Raw genomic sequence first — 23,254 nt, 5'->3', positions numbered from 1 at the left:
CCTGATAACCCGGTTCAAGAGGGAGCGATGCCATGCAGACGCACTACAAGAAGCGGGCGACCGAACTGGTCGCGGTCGGGTCGGATGGGACGACCTACATCATCGAGCGGCGCAGCAAGGCGCTGCCCTGCGATGACGGGGAACAGGCCTACTTTTACTGCTGCGTGCAGGACGGAAGACCCGTCTCGTGGCTGGGGGAAAGCCGATACGCGCTGCCAGACGGCACCGAGTTGCGCGCCATTGCGTGCCGGCTCGCGGATGCGCCGCCGGCGTCGTGAAACCCTGGCGGGGCCTCGGGCTCCTCGCGCCGGTCACGCCTGCGCGGGCAGCCCTGCCAGCAACTTGTCCAATGTCACCGGATAGTCCCGCACGCGCACGCCCGTGGCGTTGTACACCGCGTTGGCGATCGCCGCCGCCACGCCGCACAGGCCCAGTTCGCCGACGCCCTTGGCCTTCATGGGCGAGGACACCGGATCGACTTCGTCCAGGAAGATGACCTCTTGCCGCGGAATGTCCGCGTGCACGGGCACTTCGTAGCCCGCCAGGTCGTGATTGACGAAATAGCCCAGCCGGTGGTCGATGGCCAGTTCCTCCATCAACGCCGCCCCCACGCCCATGGTCATGGCGCCGATGACCTGGCTGCGGGCCGTCTTGGGATTGAGGATGCGCCCGGCGGCGCAGACCGCCAGCATGCGCCGCACACGGGTCTCTCCCGTCGCGGCGTCCACGGCCACTTCCACGAAATGCGCGCCGAAAGTGGATTGCTGGAATTGCTTGTCCAGATCGCCGAATTCGATCGCATCCTCCGCGATCAGTTCGCCGCCCGACACCGCGCGGGTCAGCGGCGCGCTGCGCCCGCCCGCGTCGGTGACCGCGCCATCGGCGAACACCGCGCCCTCCCCCTCGAAGCCCAGGCGCTCCAGGACGCTGGCGCGCAGCTTCACGCAGGCCGCGTACACGCCCGCGGTCGAACTGTTGGCGCCCCACTGCCCGCCCGACCCGGCGGACACGGGATAGTCCGAATCGCCCAGCCGCACCACCACGCGGGAAAGCGGCACGCCCAGCATCTCGGCGGCCGTCTGCGCAATGACGGTATAGCTGCCCGTGCCGATGTCGGTCATGTCGGTCTCGACAATGACGCGCCCCGCCGCATCCAGCCGCACGCGGGCGGCGGACTTGGTCACCAGGTTGTTGCGGAACGCGCTGGCCACGCCCAGGCCGATGAGCCAGCGCCCTTCCCGGCGCGTGCCCGGCGTGGCGTCCCGCCGGTCCCAGCCGAAATGACGCGCGCCGGTCTGCAGGCAGTCGACGAAACGCCGGCCCGAGAATGGCCGCGAGGGATCGGTGGGATCGACCTGCGTGTCGTTCAGGATGCGGAACTGCACGGGATCCATGTCCAGCGCATGCGCCATCTCGTCGATGGCGATCTCCAGCGCCATCATGCCGGGCGCCTCGCCGGGCGCGCGCATGGCGTTGCCTTCGGGCAGGTCCAGCGTCATCAGGTTGAGCGCCGTCCGCTGATGGGCGCCCGCGTACAGCAGTTTGGTCTGCTGCACGGCCTCTTCGGGCTGACCGTCCGGCAGGTCGCCGGACCAGCTTTCATGCGAGATGGCCGTCAGCCGGCCGTCGCGCCCGGCGCCCAGCCGGATGCGCTGGATGGTGGCGGGCCGGTGCGTCGTGTTGTTGAAGATCAGCGGGCGCGGCAACGCCACCTTGACCGGCCTGCCCGCCGCGCGCGCGCCCAGGGCGGCCAGCAGCGCGTCGGCGCGCACGAAGAGCTTGCCGCCAAAGCCCCCGCCGATATAGGGGGAAATCAGGCGGACGTTTTCCTTGGGAATGCCCAGCGTCCGGGCGACGTCGGACCGGCCCCAGGCGATCATCTGGTTGGAGGTCCACAGGGTCAGCTTGTCGCCCTTCCAGACCGCCAGCGACGCGTGCGGCTCCATCATGGCGTGCGACTGGTCCGGCGTGGTGTAGGTGTGATCGATCTTGACCGGGGCCGCCGCGAACGCGGCGTCGAAGTCGCCCACGTCCGTCTTCGGGAGGTGCTTGCCGGAATTCCCGCCCTCGCGCCTTAGCGCCGCCAGGTCGTAGTCCCCGTCGCGCCGGGCATATTGCACGCGGATCAGCCTGGCGGCCGCGCGCGCCTGTTCGAACGTGTTCGCGACCACCACCGCGATGGCCTGGTGGTAGTGCTGCACGTCCGGGCCGCCCAGCAGCGTGGCCGTGTTCATCTTGCCCTTGCCCAGCTTGCCCGCGTTCTGCGCGGTGACGACCGCCAGGACGCCGGGCGCCCTGCGCGCCGCATCGACGTCCATCGCGGTGATGACGCCTTTGGCGATGGCTGCGCCCACCACGTAGCCCACGGCCGCGTCTGGCGCGATGTCGTGATGTTCATAGGCGTAGGCGGCCTGGCCGCTGGTCTTCAACGGGCCGTCGATGCGGTCGACGGGCTGACCGACGACCTTGAGCCGGTCAATGGGGTTTTCCGCGGCGGGGGTATCGAATTTCATTGGGTCAGGTCCTCGCTTCCGTCAACACCGCACCGAGCGCGCGCTGGGCCAGGGTCAGTTTGAAGCCGTTGTCGGGCGTGGGCCTGGCGCCGGCCAGCAGCGCCTCGGTCACGCGCGCGGCGCCGGACGGCAGGTGCCGCTCGGCCTCCACACTGCGCCAGGGTTGGGGCGCCACGCCGCCCAGCCCCACCCGGCCGCTGCCGTCGTCCTGCAGCACCACGCCCACCGACACCAGCGCAAAGGCAAAGGACGCGCGGTCGCGCACTTTGCGATAGAAGTGCCTGCCGCCCAGGGGCTTGGGCAGCGTCACCGCGGTGATCATCTCGCCGGCCGCCAGCTGGGTCTCGACGTGCGGCGTATCGCCCGGCAACCGGTAGAAGTCCGCAATCGGGATGACGCGCCGCGTGGCGTCCGGGCGCACCGTCTCGATCTTTGCGTCCAGCAGGCGCATCGCCACCGCCATGTCGCTGGGATGGGTGGCGATGCAGGCGTCGCTGGAACCGATCACCGCGAGCTGCCGCGACACCCCGCCGATGGCCGAACAGCCGCTGCCCGGCGCGCGCTTGTTGCACGGCTGATTGGTGTCGTAGAAGTAGGGGCACCGCGTGCGCTGAAGCAGGTTGCCGGCGGTGGTGGCGCGATTGCGGATCTGGGCCGACGCGCCGGCAAGCAGCGCGCGCGCCAGGACTTCATAGTCGCGGCGCACGGCCTCATCGGCGGCCAGATCGGCATTGCGCACCAGCGCGCCGATGCGCAGGCCGCCGTCTTCGGCCGGCTCGATGCGGTCCAGCCCCAGGCCGTTGACGTCGACCAGATGGGCAGGCGTTTCCACCTCGATCTTCATCAGGTCCAGCAGATTCGTGCCCCCCGCGATGAAGCGCGCCCGCGGCTCGCGCGCGGCGCTGGCGGCCGCTTCGGCGGCGGTCCGGGGACGTTCATAGGTGAACGGTCTCATGCCTTGCCCTCCGCGACCTCTTCGATGGCATCGAGAATGTTGGCATACGCGCCGCAGCGGCAGATATTGCCGCTCATGCGTTCGCGGATCTCTTCCGGCGTCAGCAGCGGGCGTTCGGACAACGACGCGGTGGCATGGCTGGGCATGCCGCGCGCGGCCTCGTCCAGCATGCCGACCGCGGAACAGATCTGCCCCGGCGTACAGTAGCCGCACTGGTAACCGTCATGCCTGACGAACGCGGCCTGCAGCGGGTGCAGCGCGCCCGGCGTTCCCAGGCCTTCTATCGTGGTGATCTGCTGGCCATCGTGCATGACGGCCAGCGTCAGGCACGCGTTGACCCGCCGGCCCTCCAGCAGCACCGTACAGGCGCCGCACTGGCCATGATCGCAGCCCTTCTTGGTGCCAGTCAGGCGCAGGTGCTCGCGCAACGCGTCCAGCAGGGTCGTGCGCAGGTCCAGGGCCATTTCGTGCGCCTTGCCGTTCACGTGAAAGGTGACGGTGGCGGTTTCGCGCTGCCCGGCGCCGGCCGCGCGGGCCGCGGACAAGGGCGCCGTGCCCATCGCCGTCGCGGAGGCCGCGCCCGCCTTCAGGAGGTTGCGCCGGGAGATCTTCATATCGTGGGGGTTTTCCAAGGCTCACTCCTATGACGGCCGGGCGGTCGCAGCGGGCGACCTTGGGGCTGCCCAGCAAATGCTGTTCCCGCCCCTGGCGCGGTTTCTCGCTAAGATCTCGATCAGATCGTCCTGGGCGCGCCCGCCTCGGCGCGCCCCCCAGGCCGAAGGGCACGGCGGCGCGCGGGAAAGGTCCATCGGGGATGGCTCCATGATACTGACGCGGTTCGCCGCCAGACCACGCAAACCTGACAAGAAAATGTTCGATCTCGCAACCAATCCAGACAGCGCCGTGCGCACGCAGATGGTGGGCATCCTGCTGGCCGCCGGGCATGGCCGGCGCTACACGGATGCGGCGGCGGGACAGGACAAGCTCGTGGCCGAGCTGCCCGACGGCACGCCGGTCGTCGTGGCCGCCGCGGCATCGCTGCAAGCGGCCGCGGCGCGCGTCGTGGCGGTCACCCGCGCCGACAACGAACGGGTGGCGCGGCTGCTGGCCGAAGCGGGCTGCGAAGTCGTGACGACCGGGCCGGACGCGGACGGCATGGGCGACAGCCTGGCCATCGCCGCCCGCCACGCGCTGCGGACCTGCGCGCCCGGCATCGCGTCCTGCCTCGTGGCGCTGGGCGACATGCCGTGGATCCGCCCCGAGACGTGCCTGCGTATTGCACGGCAGGCGCTGGACCACCCGGTCGTGGTGCCGGCATGGAACGGCCTGCGCGGCCATCCCGTGGCATTTCACCGGTCGATCTGGCCGTCGCTGGCGGCGCTGACGGGCGATGTGGGCGCGAGAGGCGTGTTGGCCCGCCACGGGGCGACCGAGCTGGCCGTCGACGATCCCGGGATCCGGGCCGATGTGGACACGCCCGCCGACCTGGCCGGGGCGCGCCAAGACGGCCCCGGCGCTTCGCGTTAGGCCGGCGAGGCGGGGCCGGCCGCCCGGCCGCCGATCACCGTCGCGCCGGCGCAGGCCGCATGCCGCGGCAACACCACCCGGAACCGCGTCGTGTCGTCGCGCGACGCCGCGCTGATGCGGCCGCCGTGGCTCACCACGATCTGCTGCGCAATGAACAGCCCCAGGCCCAGGCCGTGATGGCCGCCCGGCCGGCGCGCGCCGCTGCGGAAAGGATTGAAGAGATGCGGCAACAGCTCGGGCGCGATCGCGCCGCCGTTGATGACGGTGACAGCCACCTCGTCCGCCTGCTCGCCGTCGATCTCGACCTGCACCGGGGCGGTCTTGCTGCCGTGGTGCAAGGCGTTGCCCACCAGGTTGGCGATCACTTGCGAAATACGCTGGCCGTCCCAGGTGCCCGTTGCGTCGCCACGCGCGCTCGATTCGATCTGACGGTCCGGAAAGCCCGTGCGCACCTCGTCCAGCGTGCGCTCGACCAGCGTGCCCATGCTGATCGCCGCGGGCGCCAGCGCCAGCCCGCCCGCCTGCCGGATGCGCGTCACGTCGAGCAGGTCTTCGATCAGGCACGACATGCGCTCACTGCTCTGCAGCATGCGCCGCGCGACGCTGGCGATGCGCTCGTCGGCGCCCTGGCGCTGCAGCACGGTGGCGCCCATGATGATGGCCTGCAGCGGCGTGCGCAGATCGTGGCTCAGCACCGCCATGAACATCTCGTTCACGCGCAGCGCCTCGGTGCGTTCTTCCAACTGTTGCGCCAGCGCGCGCTTGCGCTCGTACAGTTCGAAGAACACATTCGCCTTGGTCCGCAGCATGTACGGGTCGATGGGCTTGTACAGGAAGTCCACCGCGCCGCTCTCGTAGCCGCGGAACTGCCAGTTCTGTTCACGCGACCCCGCGGTGATGAAGATCAGCGGAATATGGCGGGTGCGTTCGCTGCCGCGGATCAGTTCGGCTAGTTCAAAGCCGTTCATGTCGGGCATCTGCACGTCCAGCAGCGCCAGCGCGACGTCGCCGTGGCGCAAGAGCAGCTCCAGCGCCTGCGGGCCGGACTGCGCCTTCAAGACCTCGACACGGTCGCTTGCCAGCAACGCCTCGAGCGCGATCAGGTTCTCCGGAACGTCGTCGACCAGCAGGCACTTGATGCGGTCATCGGGGGATTGGGCTGATGTCGGGTTCATAGTGTCATTGCAGGTGGGTTTCAGGGCAGAGGCTCCGTGGGCAACTGCGCAAAAACGGCGGCGATCTCCTCGGGCGTCAGGGGCTGCGCCGTCGGGACCCGCGCCAGGGCGGCATCGGGCATGGTGCGCATGGCCGCCGTGTCCGGCGCCTGCACCAGCGTGCGGCCGCCTGCCGCATGAATGGCGGCCAGGCCTTCGGCGCCATCCTCGTTCGCCCCCGAAAGAAGCACGCCCAGCAGCCGATCGCCATAGCCATCGGCGGCGGACTGGAACAGCACGTCGATGGACGGCCGCGAAAAAAGCACCGGCGGATCGATGGACAGCGCCAGGCGCGGACCACGGTCCACCAGCAGGTGATAGCCGGGCGGGCCGAAATACACATGCCCGGGCAGGATGGGTTGCTGGTCCTCGGCCTCCTGCACCGGCAGGGCGCAGCGGTAGCCGAAGATCTCGACCAGCCGGCTGCGGCGGTTGCACGGCAGGTGCAGCAGCACGATGACCCCGGCCCGCAGGCCGGCGGGAAGCGCCGGCAGCAGGACGTTCAAGGCGTCGATCGCGCCCGACGAGCCGCCGATCACGATGGCGTCCCACTGGACCTCGTCTTGCGGGTCGGCGCGAGGATCAGGCGCGCCCCCGTTCACAGGTCGGCCTTTTTTCGGTAGATGCGGTCTGCCAGCACGAAGTCGTCAAAGCCGTCGGCCTGCGCCGAAAAGCGCACCGATTCCCGCGAGCCCAGGCCCAGGAATCCCCGATGCACCAACGCCTCGTGGAATAGTCCGAGCGCCCGGTTCTGCAGGTCGCGCTCGAAGTAGATCAGCACGTTGCGGCACGACACCAGGTGCACTTCGGCGAACACGCTGTCCGTGGACAGGCTGTGATCGGAGAACACCATGTGCTCGCGCAGCTTCTTGTCGAACACCACGCGGCCATACCGCGCCGTGTAGTAGTCGGACAGCGAACTGCGCCCGCCGGCCTGCGCATGGTTGGCCGTGAAGGCCGCGGCGCGGTCCAGGTCGAAGACGCCCTGCTCGGCCGCGCGCAGCGCATGCGGGTTGATGTCGGTGGCGTAGATCAGCGTGCGGTCCAGCAGCCCTTCCTCGAGCAGCAGGATCGCAAGCGAATAGACCTCTTCGCCCGTGCTGCAGCCGGCCACCCACACCTTGATCGACGGATAGGTGCGCAGGATGGGCACCACCTCATTGCGCAGCGCAAGAAAGTAGCTGGGATCGCGGAACATGTCGCTGACCTGCACCGTCAGGTACTGCAGCAATCCCGTGAACACCGACGGATCGTGCAACACCCGGTCCTGCAACTGGGACAGCGTCTTGCAGCCGAACTCCGTCAGCGCGGCGCGCAGGCGCCGCTTCAGCGATGCCTGCGCATATTCGCGGAAGTCGTAGTGGAAGCGGTGATAGATCGCATCGAGCAGCAGCCGCTGCTCGATGTCTTCGATGTGCGCCTTGTTCTGTGTGGGCATGGTGGCGATCGCTGGGTCCGGGCGGCGCGGCTTACTTGCGCATCCAGACGCGCACCAGGGACAGCAGGCGCTCCACGTCCAGCGGCTTGGCGATGTAGTCGTTCGCGCCCGCCGCCAGGCATTTTTCCTGGTCGTCCTTCATGGCCTTGGCGGTCAGGGCGATGATGGGCAGCCGGCGCCATTCGGGCCGCGCGCGGATCTCGCGCATGGCCGTATAGCCGTCCATCTCGGGCATCATGATGTCCATCAGCACCAGGTCGACCGAGCGGTGGCCGTTCACGCCGGCACGACCCAGGGCTTCCAGCGCCTCGCGCCCATTGCGCGCGATTTCCACGTGCAGGCCGGTGGGCTCCAGGATGCTCGACAGCGCGAACACGTTGCGCACGTCGTCTTCCACCACCAGCACCGTGCGGCCCTCCAGCGCGGTGTCGCGGCTGCGCGCAAGCTCCAGCATCTGGCGCTGTTGCGGCGGCAGTTCGGCCTCGACCTGATGCAGGAAAAGCGTCACCTCGTCCAGCAGGCGTTCGGGCGAACGGGCGTCCTTGATGATGATCGACTTGGAGAAGCGGCGAAGCTGCTGCTCCTCGTCGCGCGACAGCGCCCGGCCGGTGTAGACGATTACGGGCGGGAACGACACGGCTTCCTGTTCGGCCATTTCGCGCAAGAGCTCATAGCCGCTCATGTCGGGCAGGTTCAGGTCCATCACCACGCAGTCGTAGGTGGTCTCGCGCAGCAACGCCAGCGCGTCGCCGGCATTGGCCGCCAGCACGATCTGCACGTCGTCGCGGGCCAGCAGCTCGCGCACGCTGTCGCGCTGCCGGTCGTCGTCCTCGACGACCAGCACGCGCCGCACGTTCTGCGTGAACTTGGCCTCCAGGCGCTGCAGCGCCTGGACCAGTTCCTCGCGCTTGACCGGCTTGAGCGCATAACCGACCGCGCCGCGGACCAGGGCCTCCTGCGCATAATCGGCCACCGACACGATATGCACCGGGATATGGCGGGTGACCGGATTGCGCTTGAGCTGGTCCAGGACGCCCAGGCCGGAAAAGTCCGGCAGGTTGACGTCCAGCACGATGGCGTCGGGCCGCCGCTGGGCCGCCAGCGCCAGGCCGTCGGTCGCGGTGTGCGCGGTCAGGCAGCCAAAGCCCATCTCCTTGGCCAGATCGGCCAGGATGCTGGAAAAACGCTCATCGTCCTCGATAACGAGGATGGTGCGGCCAGCGGTCTCGACGGGTTCGGGGTCGGCAGCCACGGCAGGGGCCGCCGGCGCCAACAGCGGCACCGTGAGCGCGGCATCGGCCGCATCCGCCGGCGTGGCAAAAGCACGCCGCGCAGGCGCGGCGGACGCCTCGGCGCGGGCGCGCGGCGCCGCGGACGGCGCGGCGGCCGGCTGGTCCATCGGCAGCAGCAACGTGAACACGCTGCCCTGCCCCGGCGCGCTGACCAGCGTCAGCGTGCCGCCCAGGAGCTTGCTCAGATCGCGCGAGATAGACAGCCCCAGTCCCGTTCCGCCGTGCTTGCGATGGGTGCTGCCGTCGGCCTGCCGGAAGGCTTCGAATATCAGTTCGTGCTGGTCTTCGGCCACACCGATGCCGGTGTCCTGCACCGCGAACGACAGCATTCTTCCCGGCGCCCGCGTCACGCGCAGCGCGACGAAGCCCTGTTCAGTGAACTTGATGGCGTTCGACAGCAGATTCTTGAGCACCTGCCCCAGACGCTGCGGATCGGTGTGCAGCGTGTCCGGCACGTCGCGCGCGATGTCCAGCTCCAGCGCCAGCCCCTTGTCGTGCGCCAGCGGCCGCAGCGGTTCCAGCAGCCGCTGGAGCGCCGGCGCGATGGGCACTTCCTCGAGGTCCACGGTCGCCTGGCCGGCTTCGATCTTGGCCAGATCCAGGATGTCGTTGATGAGCGCCAGCAGGTCCCGCCCCGCGGCCAGGATGGTCTGCGCGTACTTCACCTGCTCGGCCGTCAGATTGCCCGGCTTGTTGTCGGAAAGCAGCTTGGCCAGGATCAGCGTGGAATTGAGCGGCGTGCGCAGCTCGTGGCTCATGTTGGCCAGGAATTCGCTCTTGTACTGGCTGGCCTGCGCGAGCAGACGGGCCTTGTCCGTAAGCGCGCTCTGCACCCGCAGCAGCTGCTCGGCCTGGGATTCCAGGTTGACGTTGGTCTGTTCGAGTTCGGTCTGCTGCAGCTCCATGCGCGCCTGCGATTCCTGCAGGATGCGGCTCTGCTGCTCCAGTTCTTCATTGCTGACGCGCAGCTCTTCCTGCTGGGTCTGCAGTTCTTCCGACTGGCGCTGCGTTTCCGCCAGCAGCGATTCCAGCCGCGTCCGGTCCATCCCGGCCCGGATCGCCGACGCCAGCATTTCCGACGCGCCTTCCAGCAGGTTGCGCTCGCTTTCGCTCACCGGATGATTGAAACCCAGTTCGATCACGGCATACACGCGGTCATATTGCATCGCGGGCGCCACCACCAGCTCGACCGGCGTGGAGCGGCCCGTCGCCGACGAGACCTCCAGATGGCTGGCCGGCACGTTGCGCACATGCAGCAGCTTGCGCGACGCGACCGCTTGGCCCGCCAAGCCCTGCGCCGGCGGGATCTTCTGCGCGAGCCGTTCGGGCGGCAGCGCAAAGCCGCCAAAAAGCTCCAGCTCGCCGCCGTTGACGACATAGCCCGCGCCGACGCTCGCGTTCAGGTATTCGGCCATGTAGGCCAGGGCCCGCTTGCCGATCTCGTCCAGGCGGTGATCGCCCCGAAGCTGCAGGCTCAGGCCCGACAGGCCCGTCGTCACCCAGGCCTGGCGAGCCTTGACGCGGTACTCGCGGATGGTCATGGCGGCCGAGCCGGCGATCAGGAAAAGCAGCAACACCGCGCCGCCCCACGAGTAATACGTCGACGTCGTCGCGGCCGAATTCCAGGAATCCCGCTCCTGCTGGATCTGGTTCATCTGGATCGCGTACAGATCGGCAACCAGCTCGCGCAGCCGGTCCATCGCTTCCTTGCCCGAGTCGGTCCGCACCACGGCCATCGCGCCTTCCACGTCGCCGGCCCGGCGCATCTCGATCGTATTGTGCAGTTCGCTCAGCTTCTGCCGCGTGATGCCCGCGATGTCATTGACGATCCGGCGCTGCGCGGCGTCCTGCTGCGCGACTTCCTTGATGGTCTCCAGGCGCTGCTCGATCAGCGGCACCGAGCGCACGTAGGGTTCCAGGTAGTTCGCATCGCCGGTCAGGAGGTAACCCCGTTGCCCGATCTCGGCGTCTTTCAGGGCCGAATTGAACAGGCTGAGCTGGCGCAGCGACTCGGTGGCGCGGTCCATCGCCTGGACCGCGCGGGTCCGCGTGTCCGCGGAGCGCACGTTGACGAAGGCGATAACCAACGTGGCTACGGCGGCCAGCACGAACCCGGCCATCAGGGTGCGGGGAAAAGCAAGGCGGCTGGCGGGCTGCGGCGATTTCAGCATGAGGTCGATTTACCGATTCAGGGGGAAAGCGCGCGATTTGCGCGATGCGAGAGCAGGAAGAATTATAGGGACGGAGAGCCGCTCAACCATCCTGCTAACTGGTGAACTATACAGGCAGCGGCGCGCACCGGTTGCGTCCGGATACAACTACAACACCAACGCGGCGCCCGCATGCCCTAGGATTCCGCCTTCACGGTCTCCCGACCGCCTATTCGCGTGGCTGCCGCTTCCATGGCCGGCGCAACGCCCACAGGCATCCCTGCATGACCCTGGCGACAGCCGGTGGGCCGACAACCGAATCGCCGCCGCCGTGGCACTGAATAATCATGACGAAAATCCTTTTGGTCGACGACCAACCCACGTTGGTCGCCCTGATGAGCGAGTTCTTGAGCAGCGAAGGCTATGACGTCACGACGCACACCGACGGTCTGACCGCGCTGCAGCAGATGATCGCCCTGCGTCCCGACCTGGTCATCACCGACTTTTCCATGCCGGGCATGGACGGCGGCGCGCTCCTGACCGCGATGCGCGAGAACGCGTACCTGCACGAAACCCCGGTGCTGGTGCTGAGCGGCCGCCCCGAGTACGAGATCATGGCGGCCTGCGAAGGCCGCGCGACGCTCATGCGCAAGCCGGCGCAGCCGCCCGAGGTGCTGGAAGCGGTTCGCCGCCTGCTCGCGGAGTCGGAGCGGTCCTTGCGCGCGCAGACATACGCCGGCCCGCTCGGCCACGCGGCGGGCTCGGCGCAAAGCCTCCAGGCGTGCCCGGCCTGACGGCCTGACGGCCTGACGCGTCGCGCGTACGCCTGCCGCCGGGTTCAGGCCTGGGCGCTGGCGCGCAGGCGGTTGACGACCTGGTTGTCCTTGCCTTGCAGCAGCCCGGTGAGCACGAAGTTGAATTCGATCTCTTTATAGGCGTCCGCCTTCAGGCCCAGCCCGGCGCCGCCAGTCTTGTCGACCACGGGCGGGATCAGCGCTTCGCGGGTGGCATAGGCGAAGTCGTCCCAAATGAGGGGATCGCCCTCGATGTTGAATTGCGTCGTCAGCTTGCGATGCCCGTCGGCGCTGACGAAGAAGTGCACATGCGCCGGTCGGTTGCCGTGCCGGCCCAGCGCGTCCAGCAGTTGCTGGGTGGCGCCCTGCGGCGGACAGCCGTAGCCCACGGGCATCAGCGTACGGAACTCATACCTGCCGTCGGCGTCGGTCCGGACCGCGCCGCGCAGGTTGAACTTGGACTGCGCGCCGGTCGGGTCGAAGTGCGAATAAAAGCCCTTGGAATTGGCATGCCAGCATTCGACCACCGCGTTGGCCAGCGGCGCGCCGCGGGTGTCGCGCACGACGCCGCGGATCACGAGCGGGCCGGCGTCGGGATCCGGATCGAGATCGATGCGCGAGACACCGTCGCGCACCGGCGCGCCGGCCACGTAGAGCGGACCTTCGATGGTGCGCGGCGTGCCGCCATCCAGGCCGGCCAGCTCGTCCTCGCGATCCATCCGGACGTCGAGGTACTTCTCCAGGCCCAGGCCGGCGGCCAGCAGCGCGGCCTCGCCATCGCGGCCAAGCTGGTTCAGGTAGTTCACCCCCGCCCACACCTCGTCGGGCGTGATGTCCAGGTCGTCGATGGCTTTGAACAGATCGCTCAGCAGGCGATTCAGGATCTGCTTGACGCGCGGATTGCCACTGCCGCCTTCCAGATTGGTGGCGGCCTTCAGCAAGTCCTGCACTTCCTTGGTGTTGAATACGTCGAGGCTCATGTCTGTCTCCAGTGGGTTATCCGTTTTGCGACCGGGCCGCGCGTCCGCGCCTGGTCAATGCTTCCTGTCCGTCGCCTTCACCAGCCCATCCCGCGTAAAGCGCTTGAGCTTGGCTTCATCCAGCTCGATCCCCAGCCCCGGTCCGGCCGGCACCGTCAGTTCAAAGTCGCTGTAGTCCAGCGGCTGCGTGAGGATTTCTTCGGTGATCAGCAAGGGGCCGAACAGCTCCGTGCCCCATTGCAGACTGGGCAGGCTGGCAAACAGGTGCGCCGACGCAATCGTGCTGACCGCGCCTTCGAGCATCGTGCCGCCGTACAGTTCGATGCCCGCCGCGTCGGCGATCGCCGCCACGCGCTGGGCCGCAAACAGGCCGCCGTTCTGCTCGATCTTGATGGCGAACACGTCGGCGCCATGCTGGCGCGCGATCTCGAAGGCGGTGTCGGGGCCTTGCAGCAGCTCGTCGGCCATCAGGGCCACCGGGAACCGGCGCATCAGCCGCGCCAGCGCCGCGGCGCTGGCCACCGGTTGCTCAACCAGTTCGCAGCCCGCCTGCGCCAACGCCGGAATGGCCCAGGCCGCCTGCGTCTCGCTCCACGCCATGTTCACATCCACCCGGACCGCGCCGCGATCGCCCAGCGCCGCCTTGATGGCAGCCACGTGGGCGATGTCGACCTGCGGATCCCTGGCCCCGATCTTCAGCTTGAAAATGCGATGCCGGCGCGCGTCCAGCATCTTTTCGGCCTCGTCGATGTCGCGCGCGGTGTCGCCCGACGCCAGCGTCCAGGCCACCGGCAGGCGGTCCCGCTGGCGTCCGCCCAGCAGTTCGCTCACCGGCACGCCCAGCCGCTTGCCGTGCGCGTCCAGCAAGGCGGTTTCCAGCGCGCTCTTGGCGAAATGGTTCACCTTGACCAGTTTGCCCAGGTGCGCCATCAGCGCCTGGATGCGCGTGGCGTCCTGGCCGATCATGGCGGGCGCGAAATACGCGTCGATGGACAGCTTCATCGCCTCGGGGCTTTCCGGGCCATACGCCATGCCGGCAATGGTGGTGCCTTCCCCGATTCCCACCACGCCGTCGCTGCAGTAAACCTTCACCAGCATCAGCGTCTGGCCATACATCGTGGCCACCGACAGCCTGTGCGGGCGGATGGTCGGCAGGTCGACGAGAGAAGTTTCGATGCGTTCGATAAAGGCGGCGGGCATGGCGGGCAATGGAAGTCAGAGAGTCAGAAGGCAGTTATAAGACCGCCCGACTTTTGCCGTCCAATACTTTGAAAATCCAAATTGATACCTGAAAGGCATAAATAAACCGCGCAACTCTAGGGGCATGGCGCGGTTTTTCAATACTTTTCAGGTTTCATTTCGAACTGCGGCCCGGCAGCGCCGCGCCGCTCCTGGCGCCGGTCAGCGGATCCGCAGGACGACCTTGCCCTTGGCGCGTCCCTGCGCCAGATAGCCAAGCGCTTCCTTCGCTTCGTCAAACGGGAACACCCGGTCTATCACGGGCCGGATGCGCCCGGTCGAAAGCAGCGCGCCGATTTCAGCGAGCTGCGCGCCGTCGGGGCGCACGAAGAGAAAGGAATACGACACGTCCCGCTGCCTGGCCAGCCGCCGGATCCTGCGGCTCATGAGCCCAAGGACCCACCTCAGAACGGGATTCAGCCGGCGGGCGCGCGCGAAGGCGGGGTCCAGGGGGCCGATCAGCGACACCACCTTGCCTGCGGGCTTGAGAATGTCCATCGACCGCTCGATCGCATCCCCCCGGAGCGTGCCCAGGACGACGTCATAGCCGTGCAGCACCTGTTCAAACGCCTGCGTCTTGTAGTCGACGACCTCGTCCGCGCCCAGGTCGGCCACCCACGGGACGTTGGCGGTGCTGGTGGTCGTGCCCACCGTGGCGCCGAAATGCCTGGCCAACTGGATCGCGAAGGAACCGATCCCGCCGGACCCGGCGGGAACGAACACCTTCTGGCCAGCCTGGAGCCCGGCGCGTTCCTTCAGCGCCTGCCACGACGTCAGCGCGACCATCGGAACGGCCGCGGCCTGCACGAAATCCAGGTTGTCGGGCTTGTGCGCGGCGGCGTGCTCGGGCACCGCCGCCAGCTCCGCGAATGTGCCTTTGCCCAGGTCGAAAACACTGGCAAAGACCGCATCGCCGGGCTTGAAGCGCGTCACGGCGCTGCCGACCTCGATCACGACCCCCGCGACGTCGCTGCCCAGCGTGGCGGGCAGGTCGAACTTCAACACGGGCCGGAACGTCCCCGCCGGAATCATGTTGTCGATGGGGTTCACGCCCGCCGCGTGAACCTCCACCAGCAGTTCGTCCGGCTTCAGGACGGGGCGAGCCACCTCGGCAAAGCCGATCCCGGGGGCCTTGCCATAGCGTTGGAAGGTAAGCGCTTTCATCTTGTTTGCAGATTCCCGAAAACAGCGAGCAGGTGGGCGGACGCCGCCCGGTTCAGGCGTGCGGCCGATAGCGTTCGGCGGCGTGCGCCTGCCGGATGTCGGACATCAGGCCCAGACGCGCGCTTTCCAGCGAGTCCCAGCGCCCGGCCACATGCAGCGGCGGGATGGTGACGAGTTCGCGGCGATCAAAGCCCGCCAGCGCGGCATCGACCAATTCCCCCACCTCCATCGACTCGGCGAGCGTATCGATGTCGATACCGGCGCGTTCCCAGATCTCCGTGCGCGTCGCGGCAGGCAGCACCGCCTGCACATAGACGCCGCTGGGCGCCAGTTCGAGGTTCAATCCCTGCGACAGGAACAGCACAAAGGCCTTGGAGGCGCCATAGATCGACATGCCGAACTCGGGCGCAAAGCCCACCACCGAGCCGATATTGACGATGGCGCCGCCCCCCGATCGGACAAAGCGCGGCGCGACGGCCGCCGCCAGCCGGGTGGGCGCCGTCGCGTTCAGGGCGATCAGCTGGTCGATGGCGTCGGCGCTCTGGTGCACGAAGCTGCCCGACTGCGCCATGCCGGCGTTGTTGATCAGGATGCCTATCTGATCGTCATCGCGCAGCCTGGCTTCGACACGGGCCAGGTCTGCCGCCTGGGTCAGGTCCGCCTGCAAGACGTCGACCTTTACGCCTGCATCTTGCTGCAGCCGCGCGGCCAGGGCCTGCATGCGCGCCAGGTCGCGCGCAACCAGGACGAGATTGTGGCCGCGGCGGGCGAAGCGCTCGGCATAAGTGGCGCCGATGCCGGAAGAGGCGCCGGTGATGAGAACGGTGGGAAGCGAAGTCATGGGTGTATTCCTTTGCAGAAGGGTCCGGGTGCGAAAAGCGGCCGGCGCCGCTTCAGGCGGCCAGGGTCGGGTAGTCGGTGTATCCCGCGGCGCCGCCCCCATAGAGCGTGGCCACGTCCGGTCGGGCCAGCGGCGCCCCCGCCTTCAGGCGTTCGACCAGATCGGGGTTGCTGATGAACGGGCGGCCGAACGCGAAAAGATCCGCACGGCCCGCGTTCAGCGATTGGGTTGCCAGTTCCAGGTCATAGCCGTTGTTGGCCAGATAGGCTTGTCCGAACCGCTGCCGCAGCGCGTCATAGTCGAACGGCGCGACATCGCGCGGGCCGCCCGTCGCGCCCTCGACCACGTGCAGGTAAACGATGCCCAGCCCGCTGAGCTGCCCGACGATGTAGTCGTATTGCGCCTGGGGATCCGAGCAGGAGATGCCGTTGGCCGGCGACACGGGCGAAATCCGCACGCCGGTGCGATCGGCGCCAATTTCCTGCGCCACCGCGGCGACGACCTCCAGCAGCAGGCGCGCGCGGTTCTCGATGGTGCCGCCGTAGGCGTCGGTGCGCCGGTTGGCCCCATCCTTGATGAACTGCTCCAGCAGATAGCCGTTCGCGCCGTGGACCTCGACGCCATCGAAGCCCGCCGCCATGGCGTTGGCCGCGGCCTGGCGGAAGTCGTTGACGATGCCCGGCAGTTCATCGAGTTCGAGGGCGCGCGGCTGCGACACCTCGGCAAACGCATTGTTGACGAAGGTTTTCGTCTCCGCGCGAATCGCGGACGGCGCGACCGGCGCGGCGCCGCCCGGCTGCAGATCGACATGCGAGACGCGGCCGACGTGCCAGAGCTGGACGAAGATGCGTCCCCCCTTGGCATGCACCGCGTCGGTGACCTTGCGCCAGCCGGCGATCTGCTCGGGGGTGTACAGGCCCGGGGTGTCCTGGTAGCCCTGCGCCTGGGCCGACACCTGCGTCGCCTCCGTGATGATGAGGCCGGCCGATGCCCGCTGCGCGTAGTAGGTCGCGGCCAGCTCGCCGGGCACCAGCCCGGCGCCAGCGCGATTGCGGGTCAGCGGCGCCATGACGATGCGATTCGCAAGCGTCAGCCCGCCCAGGACATAGGACTCGAACAGTGTGTGGTGGCTCATGTGCAACCCTTCAGGAATGAAATCGGGCTCAATGATGACGACCATCATCTAAACTGTCAACGGTTTTGATGATGACCGTCATCAATGTATGATGCAAGCCTTCTTCGACAGGTATTCAGCGTGGTCACACCATGAAGATCACCCGGGCACAGGCACAGGCGAACCGCCAGCACGTCGTCGAAACAGCATCCAGGCTGTTTCGGGAACGCGGCTACGACGGCGTCGGCGTCGCCGATCTGATGGCCGCCGCCGGTTTCACCCACGGCGGCTTCTACAAGCAATTCCGCTCCAAATCCGACCTGATGGCCGAAGCGGCCGCCTGCGGCATCGCGCAGACGGTGGCGCTGAGCAAAGACGCGGACCTGGCGGCATTTGTGGAGTCGTACCTGTCCCGCGAGCACCGCGACGGCCGCGCCACCGGGTGCACGATGGCGGCGTTGGGCGCCGATGCGGCGCGCCAGCCGCCCGCCGTCCGCGACACGTTCGCGGCCGGCATCGAGGGGCTGTTGACCGCGCTGGTCCCGGAAAGCGCGGCGTCGGACCCGGCGCAGGCGCGCCAGGCGCGCGCCCGGATCCTTGACCGGATGGCGCACCTGGTCGGCGCCATCGTCCTGTCGCGCGCCTGCCCGGACGATTCCCCCCTGGCCGACGAAATCCTGGCGGCTTGCCGCGAGAGCCTGCTGGCGTCAATCAGCCCGCCGGCGGCAGCGAACGACACCGCGCCCGCCGACCGGCATGACGCCGCGCCATGACGCGATAGCCCGTTTCAGGCCGGCGCCGACGATTCGTTGACGATCGTCAATGTCGGCCATCCTGGCAGATCTACGCTTGCCCTACTCGTCCGCTCAGTGCGCGGAGGAGTCCAGGAATATCAACCATGGGGAGAATGACCATGAAGATGCGCAGATTGGCCGGACTTGCACTCGCCGCCGCGATGGTTCCCGTTTTGGCGCCAGCCGCCCCGCCCACCGAGCCATCGGCTGCCTCGCCCGCGGCGGCGCCGCCGCAAGAGAGTGTCGAGCAGTTTGACAAGCAGGCGGCGCAGATCCGGGAGAACCTGGAAAAGATGCAGGCCACGATGGGCCAGATCCAGAAATCCACCGACCCCGCCGAACGCCAGAAGCTCCTGCGCGAACACCAGGAGTTGATGCAGAAGAACATGGGCATGATGAACCAGATGTGGGGCAGCGGCGCAATGGGTTGCTGCGCCATGGCGGGCGGCGGCGGGCGTCAACATCGCGGCGGACCCATGATGGGGTGGAACGCCATGCGGGGAAATTATTCGAATCTGAATCCCGAACAGGTCAGGGAACGCCAGTACATGCGGGATCAGTACATGGGCATGCAGCAAATGATGATGGAACAGATGCTGCAGCAGCAGATCTACCGGGGCGGTCCGCCGCGTTGACCCCGACGCGGGCGGCCCGGGCGCGCCGCCGCGCCCGGGCAGGACGGTACACTGTGCGCTCACTGGCCCCAGAGCGCTTCCTGTCCAACCGTGTCCACCGCCCCGAGTACCTCCGCTGCCGCACCCGCCTCCCCCATCGCCCGCGAGGACGGGGTGGACGAACGCCTGTTCGTGGCGTCGGTGGAAAAGGCGATGCGCGTGCTTGAGAGCTTTGATCGCGACAACCAGGCGCTGTCGATTCTGGAACTCAACGACCGCACCGGACTGGGCCGCAGCGCGACCCAGCGCTTCGTCTACACCTTGCACCGGCTGGGCTACCTGCAGCGGCTGGCGGGCGCCAAGACGTATCGCCTGTCGGCCAAGCTGGTCGGCCTGGCCGGCACCACGCTGGGCGGAAATGCGCCCCTGCAACATGCCTGGCCGAACCTGGTCGAACTGGCGCGCGAAACCGGCGAGTCGATCTCGTGGGTGGAGCTCGACGGCGACGACATCATCGTCCTGGGCAACATCCCCAGCGTGCACCCGGTGTCGGTGAACCTGCCGGTGGGCAGCCGCTTCGCGGCCATGCCGGCCTCGTCGGGACAGGTGCTGCTGGCCCATCTACCCGACGCCACGCTGCGCGTGCGGATCGCCGCCATGCCTGCCAGCGTACGCGCCCGGTTCGGCGATCGCGACGACGACGAGATCCTGAGCTTCTTCACCAAGGCCCGGGCGCAGGGCCATTCGATGACCGAGAAGAACCTGGGCCAAGGCAGCGTGTCGATCTCCGTGCCGGTCGTCGACGGCCGCGGCCAGACCATCGCCGCCATCAATCTTTCCACGCTGGCCGCGCGCCACGACGCGCACGCCGTGCGCACCCGCCTGCTTCCCCTCGTCATCCAGACCGCGCGCGACCTCATCGCGGCGTAATCCTCCCCCTCTTTTAAGAAAATTGCATGGCAATTTAATTGCCATGGCTTGCGCATTCCCTACGGGAAAGCCCTCGCTTGTTCGTCCAAAAATCCGGCGTATGATCCATAAAAATTAAATAGTAATTTTATAAATTACTATGCAATTACACCTGCCGGCGGCGGCAGATGCTTTCGTAAAGGACGAACACCATGGACTTCATCAAGTTGGAACGCGTTGGCAACGTGACCGTGCTGACGTTGAATCGGCCCGATTGCCTCAATGCCTGGCATACGGCAATGCGTGCCGAGATCATGCAGGTGCTGCGCGAGGCCGCGACGGATCCGGACGTGGGCGCGCTGGTGATGACCGGCGCCGGCGACCGCGCCTTCTGCGCAGGCCAGGACCTGAACGAGGCGCGCGATTTCGACGGCGCCCGCGCCAAAACCTGGATCGGCGAATGGGAGACCTATTACCACCTGCTGCGCAGCTTCCCGAAGCCGCTGGTCATGGCGCTCAATGGCACGGCCGCGGGTTCGGCCTTCCAGGTGGCGCTGCTCGGCGACATCCGGGTGGCGCACGACGGCGTGAAAATGGGGCAGCCCGAAATCAACGCCGGCATCGCCAGCGTCACCGGTCCGTGGATCATGCGCGAGATGCTGGGCCTGTCGCGCACCATCGAGCTCACGCTGACCGGCCGCATGATGGATGCGCGCGAATGCCACCAACTGGGCCTGATTCACCACCTGGTCGCGGCCGACGAGGTGCGTGCGCGCGCGCTGGAGATCGCCGCCCAACTGGCGGCCAAGCCGCCCGTGGCGTTGCGCCTGGACAAGCAGCGCTTCCAGGAAATGACCGAGGCCGGCTTTCGCGACGCCATGCAGGCCGCCGCGCGGCTGCACCACGAATCGTACGAGAGCGGAGAACCCGCCCGCATGATGCAAGCCTTCTTTGCCGAGCGCGAACAGCGCCGCCCCGCCGCCCACTGACGTGGCCGCGCCTTTGGATTCTTCGACCGCTTTCGGCATCATGACCTCAGACACCCATATCGATATCCCGCCGGTCTCCGACGAAACGCTCGCGCAGCTCATCGCGCGCCGCGCCGCCGAGGCGCCGGACGAGGTGTATTGCCTCTTCAATGACGAGCCCCTCACGCTGGCCATGCTGCACCAGCGCGTGCTGCGCCTGGCCAACCTGCTGTGGCGCGAGGGCCTGCGCCCCGGCGACCGCGTGGCGCTGATGCTGCCCAGCCACCCCGACCATATCGTCGCCATCTTCGCGCTGGCCGCGCTGGGCCTGGTGCGGGTGCCGGTGAACGTGCACCTGAAGGGCGCGTCGCTCACGCATCTGTTCGAGCACCTGGCGCCGCGCGCCCTCATCGCCGACGCGGAACACGCCGACGCGCTGGCGCCCGAGCTGCACCGGCTGGACGTCGTGCTGTGGCGCGGCGGACAAGGCCCTGACGGCAATGCGGGCCGCGCATTCGAGCGCTATCTCGACACACCGGCCGACCCGTTGCCGGTCTCGCCCGGGCCTGACGACATCCTTGCGCTCACGCCCAGCTCGGGCACGACGGGCGCGCCCAAGGGCGTGTTGAAATCCGACCGCACCCTGCGCGCCGGCCCGCTCGCGATCCTGCGGCTGACCGGCGCCGCGCCCGGCAACGTGTTCCTGTTGTGGGAATCCCTGCACCATGGCGCCGGCGTCGCGGTGATCATCTCGGCGCTGCTGGGCGGAACCCGTCTCGCGATGGTCGAACGCTTCAGCGCATCGCGCTTCTGGGACGACGCCCGCCGCTACGGCGTGACGCATATCCACTATCTGGGCACCGTGATTCCGATGCTGCTCAAGCAGCCCCCGCGTCCGGACGACCGCGACCACGGCGTGCGCATCGCCTGGGGCGGCGGCTGCCCGCCGGAGCTGTGGCAGGCGTTCTCGCAACGCTTCGGCGTGGAGATGCGCGAGGGTTACGGCCTGTCGGAGCTGATCACCTTCGTCACCGTCAACCCGGCCGGCCCCGCGGGCTCCGTGGGCAAGCCGCTCGATTACTACGACGTGCGGCTCACCGGCGACGACGGCGAACCCGTGCCCGTCGGCGAAAGCGGCGAAATCACCGTGCGCGCACGCGTGCCCGGCCTGGGGTTCCTCGGCTACTTCCGCAATCCCGACGCCGAGCGCGAGGCCCGGCGCGGCGAGTGGTTCTGCACCGGCGACCTCGCACGCCAGGATGAACAGGGCTTTCTCTACTACGCCGGCCGCAAGAAGGACATGCTGCGCCGGCGCGGCATCAACATCTCGGCCTGGGAGGTCGAGCGCGTGATTGCCGAGCATCCCGACATCGAAGAGACCGCCCTGGTGGGCGTGCCCAGCGACCTGGGCGAGGACGAGCTCAAGCTGTTCGTGCGCTTGCGCGAGGGCCGCGCGCTGACGCCGCTCGACCTCATCCGCTGGAGCGAACCGCGCCTGCCGTACTACCAGATCCCGCGCTTCGTGGCGTTCATCGACGAATTTCCAAAGACGCCGACGCAGCGGATCCAGAAAAAGGAACTGTCGCGCCAGACCGCCGGCGTGTGGGATCTGCAGACCTCGGGCTACCGGGTCGGCAAATAACGTACAACCACTGCAGTTCAACGGACACATCAGAATCCGCGGACGACAACGCGCCGCATCAAGGGGAAGTCTATGAACACCATTTTCAATCGGAAGCCGCGCTGGGCCGCCAGGTTCGCGGCGGGCGCAATCAGTTTGGGCCTGGGCATGGGGCTGGGCCTGACGGCATCGCCGGCGCAAGCCGAGTATCCCGAACGCCCGATCACGCTGATCGTGCCGTTCGCGCCCGGCGGCGCGGTCGACGTCGTCGGCCGCATCCTCGCCACGGCGATGGGCGAGCAGCTCGGCCAGACCGTCGTGGTCGAGAACAAGGCGGGCGCCAGCGGCAACATCGGCGCGCAGCAGGTGCGGCGCGCCAAGGCCGACGGCTACACGCTGCTGATGGCGCCCACCACGTCGTATGTGCTGAACAGCCGGCTGATGGGCAAGGACGTCGTGGGTTTCGATCTGCTCAAGGATTTCCGCTCAGTGGGCGTGGTGGGCGAGCTTCCCGTCGTGCTGGTGGCAAACCAGGGCATGGGCGTGAAGACCCTGGCCGAACTGGTCAGCAAGGTGCGGTCGGCGCCGGGCGAGTTCGCCTACGGTTCCTCGGGGCCGGGCACGTTGGAGCATGCCGTCGCCGAGATGTTCCGCCTGCGCGAAAAACTCGAGCTGCTGCACGTCCCGTATCGCGGCGCCGCGCCCGCCATGGTCGACCTGCTGGCCGGCCAGGTGCAGATGATGTTCGCCACGGCCCCCACGGCGCTGGCCAACCTGCCCGGCGGCCGCATCGTTCCGGTGGGCGTGGCCTCGCGCAACCGGCTGGCCTCGCTGCCCGACACGCCGACCCTGATCGAACAAGGGCTGCCGGACTTCACCGCGTCGTCGGTCTACGCCATTCTCGTGTCGCGCAACACGCCCGAGCCCGTCGTGCAGGCGCTCAATGGCGCGCTCAAGCGGCTGAACGAAGGGCCGGCGCTGGCCGAGAAACTGCGGCTGCAAGGGGTGGTGCCGGTCTACACCGACACCGCCCGGGCCGACGCGGCGCTGCGGGCCGAGGTCGAGAAATGGAACAGCGTGGTCGATGCCACGCACATCACGCTGAATTGATACGCCGCGAGCCCGGC

The 23,254-nt window shown here is 68.0% G+C and carries 21 protein-coding genes; 9 read left to right on the top strand and 12 right to left on the bottom strand.

What is annotated here, in order from left to right:
* Positions 1-32 precede the first annotated feature (32 nt).
* Positions 33-278: a hypothetical protein gene (locus tag BMW75_RS15670; protein WP_092580601.1), complete on the top strand. Its 246-nt coding sequence runs from the start codon at positions 33-35 to the stop codon at positions 276-278.
* A 33-nt stretch (positions 279-311) separates the two neighbouring features.
* On the opposite strand, the gene paoC is transcribed toward BMW75_RS15670, so the two are convergent.
* From paoC to paoA, 3 genes are read right to left on the bottom strand one after another with little or no spacing between them, the layout of a single operon-like run.
* A complete protein-coding gene (gene paoC / locus BMW75_RS15665; protein ID WP_092580599.1) occupies positions 312-2,513 on the bottom strand; it encodes an aldehyde oxidoreductase molybdenum-binding subunit PaoC in 2,202 nt (733 codons plus the stop codon).
* A 4-nt stretch (positions 2,514-2,517) separates the two neighbouring features.
* Positions 2,518-3,468 carry an FAD binding domain-containing protein gene (locus BMW75_RS15660; protein WP_092580597.1) on the bottom strand — a complete coding sequence of 317 codons (951 nt, stop codon included), beginning with the start codon at positions 3,466-3,468 and terminating at the stop codon, positions 2,518-2,520.
* A complete protein-coding gene (paoA, locus tag BMW75_RS15655) occupies positions 3,465-4,100 on the bottom strand; it encodes an aldehyde dehydrogenase iron-sulfur subunit PaoA (RefSeq protein ID WP_092580595.1) in 636 nt (211 codons plus the stop codon). Before paoA ends, BMW75_RS15660 begins: the two co-directional genes overlap by 4 nt.
* A gap of 238 nt (positions 4,101-4,338) precedes the next feature.
* Here paoA and BMW75_RS15650 point away from each other — a divergent pair, with 238 nt between their 5' ends.
* Positions 4,339-4,995 (top strand): nucleotidyltransferase family protein, encoded by a 657-nt coding sequence (locus BMW75_RS15650; protein WP_092580593.1) that lies wholly within the window; start codon positions 4,339-4,341, stop codon positions 4,993-4,995.
* On the opposite strand, the gene BMW75_RS15645 is transcribed toward BMW75_RS15650, so the two are convergent.
* From BMW75_RS15645 to BMW75_RS15630, 4 genes are read right to left on the bottom strand one after another with little or no spacing between them, the layout of a single operon-like run.
* Complete coding sequence (locus BMW75_RS15645; protein WP_092580591.1) at positions 4,992-6,170, bottom strand: hybrid sensor histidine kinase/response regulator; 1,179 nt, start codon at positions 6,168-6,170, stop codon at positions 4,992-4,994. The genes BMW75_RS15650 and BMW75_RS15645 overlap by 4 nt on opposite strands.
* A gap of 20 nt (positions 6,171-6,190) precedes the next feature.
* Positions 6,191-6,811, bottom strand: a complete 621-nt coding sequence (locus BMW75_RS15640; RefSeq protein WP_092580589.1) for a chemotaxis protein CheB — start codon at positions 6,809-6,811, stop codon at positions 6,191-6,193.
* A complete protein-coding gene (locus tag BMW75_RS15635; RefSeq protein WP_076516505.1) occupies positions 6,808-7,647 on the bottom strand; it encodes a CheR family methyltransferase in 840 nt (279 codons plus the stop codon). Before BMW75_RS15635 ends, BMW75_RS15640 begins: the two co-directional genes overlap by 4 nt.
* 31 nt (positions 7,648-7,678) lie before the next feature.
* Entirely contained in the window at positions 7,679-11,110 is a 3,432-nt protein-coding gene (locus tag BMW75_RS15630) for a response regulator (protein WP_092580587.1), read from the bottom strand.
* Between the two features lie 326 nt (positions 11,111-11,436).
* On the opposite strand from BMW75_RS15630, the gene BMW75_RS15625 reads away from it, so the two are divergent.
* Positions 11,437-11,883, top strand: coding sequence for a response regulator (locus BMW75_RS15625; protein WP_254792036.1), 447 nt, complete (start codon positions 11,437-11,439; stop codon positions 11,881-11,883).
* Between the two features lie 44 nt (positions 11,884-11,927).
* On the opposite strand, the gene catA is transcribed toward BMW75_RS15625, so the two are convergent.
* From catA to BMW75_RS15600, 5 genes are all read right to left on the bottom strand, one after another.
* Positions 11,928-12,863, bottom strand: coding sequence for a catechol 1,2-dioxygenase (catA, locus tag BMW75_RS15620; protein ID WP_092580585.1), 936 nt, complete (start codon positions 12,861-12,863; stop codon positions 11,928-11,930).
* A gap of 54 nt (positions 12,864-12,917) precedes the next feature.
* Positions 12,918-14,063 (bottom strand): muconate/chloromuconate family cycloisomerase, encoded by a 1,146-nt coding sequence (locus BMW75_RS15615; protein WP_092580583.1) that lies wholly within the window; start codon positions 14,061-14,063, stop codon positions 12,918-12,920.
* 201 nt (positions 14,064-14,264) lie between these two features.
* Complete coding sequence (locus BMW75_RS15610) at positions 14,265-15,266, bottom strand: NADP-dependent oxidoreductase (protein ID WP_092580581.1); 1,002 nt, start codon at positions 15,264-15,266, stop codon at positions 14,265-14,267.
* Positions 15,267-15,318: 52 nt separating this feature from the next.
* On the bottom strand, positions 15,319-16,107 hold the full coding sequence (locus BMW75_RS15605; RefSeq protein ID WP_092580579.1) for an SDR family NAD(P)-dependent oxidoreductase: 789 nt from the start codon (positions 16,105-16,107) through the stop codon (positions 15,319-15,321).
* Between the two features lie 52 nt (positions 16,108-16,159).
* Positions 16,160-17,242: an alkene reductase gene (locus BMW75_RS15600; protein WP_092580802.1), complete on the bottom strand. Its 1,083-nt coding sequence runs from the start codon at positions 17,240-17,242 to the stop codon at positions 16,160-16,162.
* Positions 17,243-17,373: 131 nt separating this feature from the next.
* Between BMW75_RS15600 and BMW75_RS15595 the strand changes: the two genes are divergently transcribed.
* From BMW75_RS15595 to BMW75_RS15570, 6 genes are all read left to right on the top strand, one after another.
* Complete coding sequence (locus BMW75_RS15595; RefSeq protein ID WP_092580577.1) at positions 17,374-17,994, top strand: TetR family transcriptional regulator; 621 nt, start codon at positions 17,374-17,376, stop codon at positions 17,992-17,994.
* A 140-nt stretch (positions 17,995-18,134) separates the two neighbouring features.
* On the top strand, positions 18,135-18,650 hold the full coding sequence (locus BMW75_RS15590; RefSeq protein WP_092580800.1) for a hypothetical protein: 516 nt from the start codon (positions 18,135-18,137) through the stop codon (positions 18,648-18,650).
* A 90-nt stretch (positions 18,651-18,740) separates the two neighbouring features.
* The gene (locus tag BMW75_RS15585; RefSeq protein WP_139208542.1) at positions 18,741-19,559 is read left to right on the top strand and encodes an IclR family transcriptional regulator; all 819 of its coding nucleotides are present in this window, start codon (positions 18,741-18,743) and stop codon (positions 19,557-19,559) included.
* 191 nt (positions 19,560-19,750) lie between these two features.
* On the top strand, positions 19,751-20,527 hold the full coding sequence (locus BMW75_RS15580; RefSeq protein ID WP_092580573.1) for an enoyl-CoA hydratase/isomerase family protein: 777 nt from the start codon (positions 19,751-19,753) through the stop codon (positions 20,525-20,527).
* A gap of 40 nt (positions 20,528-20,567) precedes the next feature.
* Positions 20,568-22,148 (top strand): AMP-binding protein, encoded by a 1,581-nt coding sequence (locus tag BMW75_RS15575; RefSeq protein WP_092580798.1) that lies wholly within the window; start codon positions 20,568-20,570, stop codon positions 22,146-22,148.
* Positions 22,149-22,220: 72 nt separating this feature from the next.
* Positions 22,221-23,237 carry a Bug family tripartite tricarboxylate transporter substrate binding protein gene (locus BMW75_RS15570; RefSeq protein WP_092580571.1) on the top strand — a complete coding sequence of 339 codons (1,017 nt, stop codon included), beginning with the start codon at positions 22,221-22,223 and terminating at the stop codon, positions 23,235-23,237.
* The last annotated feature ends 17 nt before the right edge of the window (positions 23,238-23,254 follow it).

This window comes from Achromobacter sp. NFACC18-2, from assembly GCF_900108985.1.
Lineage (GTDB): Bacteria > Pseudomonadota > Gammaproteobacteria > Burkholderiales > Burkholderiaceae_B > Achromobacter.
The sequence above is the reverse complement of the archived record's forward strand: the minus strand, read 5'-3'. Positions and strand labels throughout refer to the sequence as shown.